Genomic DNA, 9,549 nt, shown 5'->3' on the forward strand with positions numbered 1-9,549 from the left:
CACATCTACCGCTATTTTTATTTTGAGATATTGAACCGGCTCTCCTTTTTCTCCGATCGATTCAACAGAGAGTTGATTCAGACGGTAGATTCCGGATTGAAAAAAAATTACCTGTGGAAAGAACAGCCCGAGTGGTGGCAAGGCTTCGAGTCGATCTACCCCTTTCTGGCCGCACCTTTCGTGCAATCCGGAACAAAAACAGCTCTGCGAAAATTAAAATTATTGAAATTTAAGGTGTACTGTCTTCCCAGACGAATCGTCAAAATCAAAAAAATGCTGTTTCGGCAAAGTTGGTGATATCTCCATGAAAATTTGTCATATCTGTTATTTTGCCGCTCGCGGTGGAGCTGCCACGGCTGCCATGCGTCTGCACCGGGCGTTGTCAAAACAGGGCGAAGACTCCCGATTCATGGCTGTCGTTCATGAAAATCTGCCAGATGTGATCCCGCTCGGCACTCCGCGAAAGCTTTTTTTCATGCGACAGTTTCAGCGTTTCGTGCACCAGTCGTACCGCCTTGCAAAATCGACCAATTACAGTGGACATACGTTCCAACTTTTCCCTGGAGGACTGGTGCCGGAAATCCTGGCCCAACATCCGGATATTATTCACTTGCACAGCATTGTTGGCGAAATGATGTCCGTACCGGAAATCAGTAGACTCTGCCGACACGCTCGCGTTGTCTGGACCTTTCATGACGGCTGGCCTTATCACGGAACGGAACAATACCATATTCCCGGCACGGTTCCCCGTTATCGCGATGGTTATACACGCAGCAACCATACGGATCACGGAATCGATCTAGACCGCTTTTACTGGAATAGGAAACGCCGACACTGGCTGGACTTGCCCCTTCACATTATTTCTCCAAGCCACTATCTTGCAAAAGAAATTCGAGAAAGTGTCTTGTTTTGCGACCATCCGGTAACCGTCATTCCACATGGACTTTCCTGCGAAGAGTTTGCGCCGGGAGATCGCCATGCCGCCTGCACACGGTTGAACCTCAATCCAAACGCCGATTATATCGGCCTCGCCGCCGTGGACTTCTCGAATCGCGTAAAAGGAGGTGACTTGGCCAGGAGACTGCTCGACAGGCTCATCAAAGAGAACCGAAAAATTATTTTCCTCGTTGCCGGCATTGCTCCGGAACTGGCCGCATTGCAGTCCACCGGCCGAGTCCGCTGCCTCAATATGCTTTCACAACAGGAAATGAAATATTTCTATCAAGTTCTGACAATGTTCTTCAATCCGACTCGCATTGAATCCTTTGGATTGACGAACCTGGAAGCTTTATTTTCCGGGATACCGGTACTCTCCACCAATCAGGGAGCCATTCCTGAAGTCGTAAGGCATCTGCAGACCGGATATCTTGCTGAGCCGGAAAACATCGATGATTTCCTGTATGGTTTCAACTACCTGCTCAAAAATCGGCCACGTTTGAGTGAAAATGCCCGTCTCACTGCAGCGGAAGAATTTTCTGCAACCCGGATGGCAACACGTCATATCGCACTATATCAAAAAGCAGCAATTTGTAACACGGAAAAGAACTCCAGCAAAGAGTGATTTCGTATATTCTCGCTGCGTTTTCGCTACTCCTGTTTCCTCCCGCTACGGATAAACTCCCGCAACAAGATCGATTGCTTCCGGTCATTTGTCTCCTGCGCCGAACTCACCCAACCTGCGCAGGTTGAATTCAATCCGCGGATCGTCGGGGCGCAGTTCCCGTGCCCGCAGCCACGCTTTGCGAGCTCCGGCCCGATCCCCTTCCAGATAACAGCGCACTCCGGCCGCAAAGGCGAGTTCCGCCTCCGAACCGATTCCCCGGTCAAGTTGGCGGTTCAACAACTGCAGGGCTGCCGGTTGCCGGTTCGCCGCCAGCAACAGCGAAACCGCATTGCCGTACCAGCCGCCCAGATACTGTTCCGGAGCAAACATGGCAGGTTCCGCCGTCGCATTCAGCGGCTCCAGCAACAGCTGCGCCGCCAGCGGGAAATCGCCGCGCCGCATGGCCGCCTCCCCGGCGAAACAGCGGCCGGTGTTTTCGTAGAGCAGACGAGCCTTCTCCGGAACTCCTTCCGTAGCTTCCAGAAAGGCGTTGCCCGCTTGGGCGATCAACGCCGGATCGTTGCGGTTGAAGCCGGCCAGCGCCAGCCCCTCCATCGCCTTTGCATTCGGCACCCGTGCCGCTTCGACGGCATAGCTAAAGAGTTTGGCCGTATCCGAAAATACCGGCAGATACCAAAGCGTCACACCGGCACAGAGCACAAACCAGCATACCGCACCGGCCGCCAGTCCCCGCCGCCAATCGGGATGACGCAACAGCAGACGCTCTGCAAGCACCACGAGAAATCCCCATACCACGGCGGACGGGAAGTAACCGTATCGCTCACAGAAATCGGCATTGGTGAATCTGCCGCTCGCTTCCGACGGCAGCCACATTCCACCGAATGCGCAGGCAAATAGCAGCATCGCCCGCCAGGAGAGGCCGCTTTTCCGGGCGGCGAGCATCAGAACCAACGCCACTCCGGCGGCGGAGAGAACGCCGGGCAGCCAGTTGTCCGCAACGTGAAAACGGGGGTGGAGCGGATTCATCCCCGCCGGCAGAACCGAGGCGGCAACATAGCGGCAGAAGCGCACCATCGCTCCGAGCAACCCGCTTCCGCCCTCCGGCGGCGGTGCTTCGCCGGCGAGATCGACCATGGAAATCCCGGTCACCATCGCGGTCGCCGCCAGGGCGAAAACAATCTGCGGCAAAGCCAGCCGAATGGAGCTCCAACGACCGGAGCGGCAGTAGAGATACAACACCATCACGCCGAATAACGGCAGGGTCGAGGGTTTGCTGACGCCGGCCAGAAACAGCAGAACCGCACTCACCCGGGAGGCTTTCCCCGCCGCCGCGGCCCGGAGAAACAGCCAGAAGGCGGCGAAGGCGAACACTCCGGCGGTCAGATCCTTGCGCTCCGCGATCCAGGCCACCGATTCCACCCGGGCCGGAAGCACCGCCCAGAGCAGAGCACCCGCCGCGGCGATCCAGTCGCGCACCTCAAGGTGGCGGAATACCAGAAAGAGCAGGAGCGCGGAGACGCCGTGCAACAGAAGATTGTGCCAGTGATACCCGGCAGGAAGAGTGCCGAAAAAGAACCGGTCCACCATCAGCGAAAGCATCGGCAGCGGCGTGTACAGCGTCTGAAAGGTGTGCGTGGCAAGATGCAACGCATTTTCCAGCGAGGGAAGCAACCGGTCGTTGAACAGCACAAACCGGCCGTCATCCCACTCCACCAGAAACGGATACCCCGCGCTGGGCAGGAACGGCAGAACCGCCAGAAGAAAGACACCGCACCCCCACCAGAAGGATAGCGTGCGGCCAGAAACGCTCCGGATTCCCCTTGTCCGATCCGGCATATCAATCAATCCACACCGGTCTTATCCAGCTCCTGAACGATATCCAGACTGCTGCGGTCCGCCGTTGCATCCTCTTCCCCGCCGAGGGTGACGGTCACGCCGGTAATCATATCGCGGAGACGGTCACTGAAATTGGCCAGCACAAACAGCGCGCCCAGAGCGATGACCACCACCAGAATGATGTATTCCACCACAGCCTGACCGCGCTGGCCTCTCCGTTTCCGGTTGCGAATGACTCCCATCTTTTGCCCTCCCGATCCTCTCTAATGGTTTTAAGGAATATCGAAACTCACCAGTTCAACCAACCGGCGGCCATACACAGATACGCCGGAAAACAACGCGAGAAGCGCAAACGCCAGCACCACCGCGCACGCCAGCATGGCGACATACTCCGCCAGCACCTGTCCGCGCGCGTTCGCCATGGCCGCCCCTCTCCTGCTCCGTCAATGCCGCGCCCTGCCCTTGCGCATGATGATCTCGTTCTTCTCGTCGAGCACGATCACCGTCGGCGAGATCACCGAAGCCTCCGTCTCGGAGCAGACGCTGAACGCCATGATGGTCACCACGTCTCCGACACTGCCGCAATGAGCCGCCGGCCCGTTGAGACAAAACACCTTGCTGCCGGGTTCCCCGGGGATGGCGTAGGTTTCCAGCCGCTTCCCGTTGTTCCGGTTTACCACGAGAATCTTTTCGTAGGGGAGAATCCCCGCTTCCGCCAGCAGTTCCGGATCAATTTCCAGACTGCCTTCATAATCGAGCATGCAAGCTGTCAGACGGGCGTTGTGAATCTTGCCGCTCAGCATAATTTTCTGCATAACGATCAACAAACTCCGCTGTTGAATTTTTACAAATGCACTATTAATATACTACCGTTTCCGGATTATCCCAATCCGCGCGGAGGATTTTATTGAAAATTCCCCTGAATTTTCCTCCTTTACAGCTTCGCGGCCCGACCTTCATTCGGTGTTGATGTGTCCGCCCAGACGGCTACGCCGATACTCGCCCGGCGTCATCCCGGTCCGGCGGAAGAACTGCCGGCGGAAATAGACCGGATCGTTGAACCCGGATTCAAAAGCGATCTCCTTCACCGAAAGATGGCTGTTCACCAGGAGTCTTCGAGCGCAGTTGATCCGTGCATCGTTGATCGCATCGATCACGGTGCATCCGAACCGCTCCCGGTAGAGCCGCCCCAGATAATCGGGGTGACAGCCCAGCTCCCGGGCCAGCGTTGCGGTGGAGATATCCTCTTCGAAATGGAGCCGGATCAGCGTCTCGGCCTGTTCCGGAATCGTCCCCCCTGCCCCGCGGCCCGGACCGTGCTCCGGCGGCAATGCCGCTTCCGCCAGCAGGAGTTCTCCGAGCAGATCGATGCACCGTTGATGTTCCGCCAGGCGGTTTCGCGCCGCTTTCTCTTCGGTGAGCAACAGGGAAAAGTATTCCGCAAACCGCCCCGGCCGGGCCGCCGGAGCCGTGCCGGCGAGTGTGGCAAGCCGCGCCTCTCCCGCTTCGCTCCGGGGCAGGAAATGGCACCAGAAGAACGACAAATCCGCCCCGTATGCACCGATTCCGCCATGGCGTCGGCCGGGGGAGAGCACCAGATATTCCCCCGCCTCCACCCGGAAGCGCTGCGTCTCCTCAAACATCTCCAGCACCCCGGAAACAACCAGAATCAGCTCGTAGGAATCGATCACCCGGGTGATGTGACGCCCCTTCCCCCGGGAGATGAAGCGGCCGGCGCTGACCAGCCGGCAAATTGTCTCATCGACAGCAGCCATATCGGAATTGTCCTCTGTTTATGATACTTTATCCCCCTTCCGGAAAAAAGCAAACGACGCTATAATAAAAGCAGACAAAAAAAATCCGTCGAATGAAGAAAGGAGTCCGATATGAATCACTCATTTTCCGCAGTCATGCGCGACCCGGTGTTTGCGCCGCGCATGGAAAGCTGCCGCAACGCCACCATTCCCTCTTCAGTGGCGAGGTGTCGGGAAACCGGCCGCATCGACTGTTTCCGGCTCGACTGGAAGCCGGGCATGCCGAATCAGCCGCACCGTTTTTTCGACTCCGACTTCGCCAAGGTGCTCGAGGGGATGGCCTACATGGTCGAACTTCACCCGGAAGACAAGGCTCTGGCGGAAGAGCTCGACCGTTTCGTCGACCTGGTCATCTCCGCTCAGCAGCCGGATGGCTACCTCAACACCTACTACACCTGCGTCGAACCGGAAAACCGCTGGAAGCATCTGTTTGAAAGTCATGAACTTTACTGTGCCGGCCACCTGATGGAAGCCGCGGTTGCCCATTTCCACGCCACCGGGAACCGGAAGTTTGTCGACGCCCTCGCCCGTTATGCCGACTACATCGGCTCGGTATTCGGCCCCGCTCCCGGTCAGAAGCAGGGATATCCCGGCCACGAGGAGCTGGAACTCGCCCTCTGCAAGCTTGCCGACGCCACCGGCGAGAAAAAATATGCCGAACTTGCCAAATTCTTCATCGACCGCCGCGGCACGTCGCCGAACTACTTTGAGGAAGAGGCGAAACGGAACGGCTCCTCGCTGAGCCGAGAACAGCTTGCCAACCGGCAGGCGGCCCGGCCGGTCCGGGAGGAGCAGGATGCGGTGGGGCACAGTGTCCGCGCCCTCTATCTCTACTCCGGCATGGCCGACGTCGCCGCCGCCACGCAGGACAAGGAGCTGTTCGCCGTCTGCGAGCGGATGTTCGACAGCATCGCTCAAAAACGGATGTACATCACCGGCGGGTGCGGGTCCACCCCCATTCAGGAGCAGTTCACCGTCGACTGGAATCTGCCGAACGACACCTCCTATGCGGAAAGCTGTGCGACCATGGCGCTGGTCCTCTTCTCCCGGCGGATGCTGGAATACACCGGGCGCGGCAAATTCGCCGACGTCATGGAACAGGCGCTTTACAACGGCGCACTGAGCGGAATCAGCCTCCACGGCGACCAGTACTTCTACGCCAATCTGCACGAGGTCGATGCCAATACGTTTGTGCACAACACCACCTGTGCGGAACGGCAGCCGTGGTTCGGCTGCTCCTGCTGCCCGACCAGCTACTGCCGCTTCCTGCCGCAACTGGGGAATTTCACCTTCACGACGCGTCAGGGCGAGTTCCGGCTTGACATTCCGGCCGCCGGACTCTACCGGTTCTCCGAAGGAGAGCTGGAAATCGGCGGGCAATACCCCTACGACGGTTTGATTCCGATCACAATCCGGCGCGGCGGTTCGTTCCGCCTGGCGCTGCGCATTCCCGGCTGGTGCAGAGCGTTCCAGCTCCGGCTCAACGGCGCTTTGGTCGACGCAACGCCGGAAGAGGGCTACCTTCAGCTGGAGCGCGAATGGAGCTCCGGCGACCGGCTGGAACTCGCGCTGGAAATGCCGGTTGAGGTGGTTCGCGCCCACTGGCGGGTCACCTCCGACGCCGGCAGGATCGCCCTGATGCGCGGCCCGGTGGTCTATGCGCTGGAAAGCGTGGACAACGGCGACCGCATTCCCCGCTTGATTCTGCCCGCCCGGCAGGAGTTCAAGCTCGAAGAGGCGCCGGGACTTCCGGCCGGGACCGTCGCCATCCGGGGACGGGCGTTCGAGGAGAGCGACTGCTCCGGCGGCGCCCTCTACTACCGGGGAGAACCGGAGCGGAAGGAGACGGAATTCCTGGCGGTTCCCTCCGCGCCCTGGCAGAACCGCGGACCGGCACACATGGCGGTCTGGATGCGAGGCGAATAACGGCCGGTTCCGCCGCGGGAGCGTTCCCCTCACGCCGGGGGGAGCGCTCTTTTTGTATGGAGGCATATTCCCCCGGCGGGAAAGGAACGGAGCAGACCCTTGCCGCGCCTCGAGATCCGTGAATTGAAATTTCCTGTTTTCAACTTATATTAAAAAAGAAAACCGGATGGAATTCGACTATGGCAGCAACATCTCTCAAACAGCAGAGCCGAATCATCATCGACAACTCCGTCACCCGACTGGGGGGGATCGATGTGGGCAAATATCCGCAGCATCACTTTCTCTACGACCACACCCCACCCCTGGAGAGCTGGCCGCTGCGGATTGATTTCGCCGGAACGGATGAATGGGTGAAGGGGTGCTACCGTTTCCGGGAGAATTCGGAAATCTTCGCCGTCGAGTTCGTCCGGGTCGGTCACTTTCGGTTTGTGCAGGATGGCGCGGAGTTCCCGGCGGGGCCGGACACTGTCTTTCTGGTCCGGCCCGGCTGTGACGTGGAAATGGCCTGCGAAATCGACTCCAGCGCCATGAAGCGGACGGTCTGCATTACCGGCCCGCTGCTGGAACCTCTGCTGGAAACCCTCGGCCTGGCCCGGGTCAATCTGATTCCGATCCGCAATCCGGGGGAGCTGGACCTTTGCTTTGACGAAGCGGTTCGCCTGCTGCGGGAACGGCCGGATGATTTTGCCGTGCGCAGTTCCATTCTGCTGTACCGGCTGCTGCATCTTCTTTCGCTCGATTCCCGGCAGGAGCGTATGCCCGAGCCGTTGACGGCGGTGCTTCGCTATCTGGATCGGAATCTCGGCGGCAGCGCAACGATCGACGAGCTGACGGAACGGTTTCATCTGAGTGCGGCGACGCTGCACCGGCTCTTCCGCCGCCACGTCGGGATTTCGCCGATTCATTATCTGATTCAGCGGAAGATGGAGGCGGCCAAGCGTCTGCTGTTGACGACGGAGGAGCCGATCAAGGAGATTGCCTTCCGGCTCGGGTACTCCAACGCCCTCTATTTCTCCTCGGAGTTTCACCGGTTTCAGGGGGAATCGCCACGGGATTTCCGCCGCCGCCGGCTGAATCCGCCGGAAAGTCGCTGAATTTTCCGCAATCCGACTGGACAACACCGGCAATGTCGATTATCTTATGAGAAAACCTGCCGGTTCCGACGGAGTCGGCAGGTTTCATGCCAGGGTGGCGGAACGGCAGACGCAATTGACTTAAAATCAATCGGTCAAAAAACCATGCGGGTTCGAATCCCGTCCCTGGCACTACCTTCCGTCCCGCTCCGGAAAACCGGTGCGGCATGAGCGGGCACACCGGAGGAAGTGGCATCCCTGTTCCGCGCATCCCCCGGAGGCGGACCCCGCGTATGTGGCGTGACCGGAAAAGCAAAAGAGGCGATCCATGGAGAAAAAAGGCATATCCATCGAAAAGATTGCGCAACTTGCCGGCTGCTCCAAAGCCACCGTCTCCCGCGCACTTTCCGGCTCCGTCACCGTAAGTACCCCTCTGCGGCAGAAGATTCTCGGAATCGCCCGCCGGGAACACTATCGAGAAAACAGCCGGGCCGTGGCGATTCTGATCAGTTCGCATTTCATGGTCGGCTATGCAGGCCGCCTCTGTTCCGCCCTGTTGAAGGAGCTTCAGAACAATCAGTTTCGACCAATTGTGATTACGCTCTGCGACCTTGAGCTGCTCAATGCCATTCCTCTCTGCGGCATCATTGCGATCACCTACAATCCGGGCATCGAGAGCTGGTGGGGCAAGAACAGCAACATTCCGCTGGTCATCATCAATCAGTTCTCCAACCATATCGACGGTATTTTCAGCGTCTCCTCGCACATTGAACAGGGGGTTGAACTCGCCGTCAACCAGCTGGTGAAATACGGCCACCGCCGGATCGGCCGGATTGCGGGAGAAGGGTTGCTCTATGATGGAATGACCATGATTGGCACCCGGCAGAACGCCGCCTTCCGCCGCCTCTGCGCACGGCACGGAATCGAAGAGCTTCAGACGATTGCCGGCTATGAGTTCAGTCCGATGATGCAACAACTCAAACAACTTCTGGATCAGAGGATTTCTGCTCTGATTATCCAGTCCCCTCTGAGCGTTCCGCCGGTAATGCACGCGCTGAAGCTCCTCGCCAGACGCGTGCCCGATGAGTTGTCGGTAATCGCATATTCCTTCCCGGAAGATGCGGACTTTCTCGATCCGCCGCCCTGCTGCATCATGGAAGATTTCGCCGAAATCGCCATGCAGGCCACTCTGTTGCTGTTGCGCCAGCTTGACGGATGCTCGACTCTCTGCGACATATCGGTCAATTACCTGTTTCGTTACGGCACATCAGTCCGGGATATCCGCGATTCATCTTTTTCAGATTGATTCATTTTATTTCATCAATCTCCCCTCCTT

10 protein-coding genes and 1 tRNA gene are annotated in these 9,549 nt (G+C 58.4%); 6 read left to right on the forward strand and 5 right to left on the reverse strand.

The annotated features are described in order from the left end of the window. Both ACMLHG_RS09710 and ACMLHG_RS09715 read left to right on the forward strand, forming a co-directional pair. Positions 1-297: hypothetical protein (locus tag ACMLHG_RS09710; protein ID WP_417170360.1), on the forward strand; the 297-nt coding region annotated here is incomplete at its 5' end. Between the two features lie 7 nt (positions 298-304). Next, positions 305-1,561 carry a glycosyltransferase gene (locus ACMLHG_RS09715; protein ID WP_295810995.1) on the forward strand — a complete coding sequence of 419 codons (1,257 nt, stop codon included), beginning with the start codon at positions 305-307 and terminating at the stop codon, positions 1,559-1,561. A gap of 84 nt (positions 1,562-1,645) precedes the next feature. On the opposite strand, the gene ACMLHG_RS09720 is transcribed toward ACMLHG_RS09715, so the two are convergent. The 5 genes from ACMLHG_RS09720 to ACMLHG_RS09740 all read right to left on the reverse strand — a co-directional run bounded on the left by ACMLHG_RS09720 (position 1,646) and on the right by ACMLHG_RS09740 (position 5,175). Next, a complete protein-coding gene (locus ACMLHG_RS09720) occupies positions 1,646-3,400 on the reverse strand; it encodes a hypothetical protein (protein WP_417170361.1) in 1,755 nt (584 codons plus the stop codon). Between the two features lie 5 nt (positions 3,401-3,405). Next, entirely contained in the window at positions 3,406-3,642 is a 237-nt protein-coding gene (locus ACMLHG_RS09725; RefSeq protein WP_294435974.1) for a Flp family type IVb pilin, read from the reverse strand. Between the two features lie 30 nt (positions 3,643-3,672). Next, on the reverse strand, positions 3,673-3,822 hold the full coding sequence (locus ACMLHG_RS09730) for a hypothetical protein (protein ID WP_294435975.1): 150 nt from the start codon (positions 3,820-3,822) through the stop codon (positions 3,673-3,675). A gap of 21 nt (positions 3,823-3,843) precedes the next feature. Then, positions 3,844-4,215, reverse strand: a complete 372-nt coding sequence (gene panD, locus ACMLHG_RS09735) for an aspartate 1-decarboxylase (RefSeq protein WP_294435976.1) — start codon at positions 4,213-4,215, stop codon at positions 3,844-3,846. 141 nt (positions 4,216-4,356) lie between these two features. Continuing rightward, positions 4,357-5,175, reverse strand: coding sequence for a helix-turn-helix transcriptional regulator (locus tag ACMLHG_RS09740; RefSeq protein WP_295811003.1), 819 nt, complete (start codon positions 5,173-5,175; stop codon positions 4,357-4,359). Positions 5,176-5,286: 111 nt separating this feature from the next. Here ACMLHG_RS09740 and ACMLHG_RS09745 point away from each other — a divergent pair, with 111 nt between their 5' ends. The 4 genes from ACMLHG_RS09745 (at position 5,287) to ACMLHG_RS09760 (ending at position 9,519) form a co-directional block, all read left to right on the forward strand. Beyond that, complete coding sequence (locus ACMLHG_RS09745; protein ID WP_417170362.1) at positions 5,287-7,140, forward strand: glycoside hydrolase family 127 protein; 1,854 nt, start codon at positions 5,287-5,289, stop codon at positions 7,138-7,140. Between the two features lie 179 nt (positions 7,141-7,319). Then, on the forward strand, positions 7,320-8,234 hold the full coding sequence (locus tag ACMLHG_RS09750; protein WP_417170363.1) for a helix-turn-helix transcriptional regulator: 915 nt from the start codon (positions 7,320-7,322) through the stop codon (positions 8,232-8,234). A gap of 88 nt (positions 8,235-8,322) precedes the next feature. Continuing rightward, positions 8,323-8,405 (forward strand) — tRNA-Leu (locus ACMLHG_RS09755). A 136-nt stretch (positions 8,406-8,541) separates the two neighbouring features. Further along, complete coding sequence (locus tag ACMLHG_RS09760; protein WP_417170364.1) at positions 8,542-9,519, forward strand: LacI family DNA-binding transcriptional regulator; 978 nt, start codon at positions 8,542-8,544, stop codon at positions 9,517-9,519. Positions 9,520-9,549 lie beyond the last annotated feature (30 nt).

Origin of the sequence: Victivallis sp. (assembly GCF_048170485.1) — a bacterium.
Taxonomy (GTDB): Bacteria; Verrucomicrobiota; Lentisphaeria; order Victivallales; family Victivallaceae; genus Victivallis.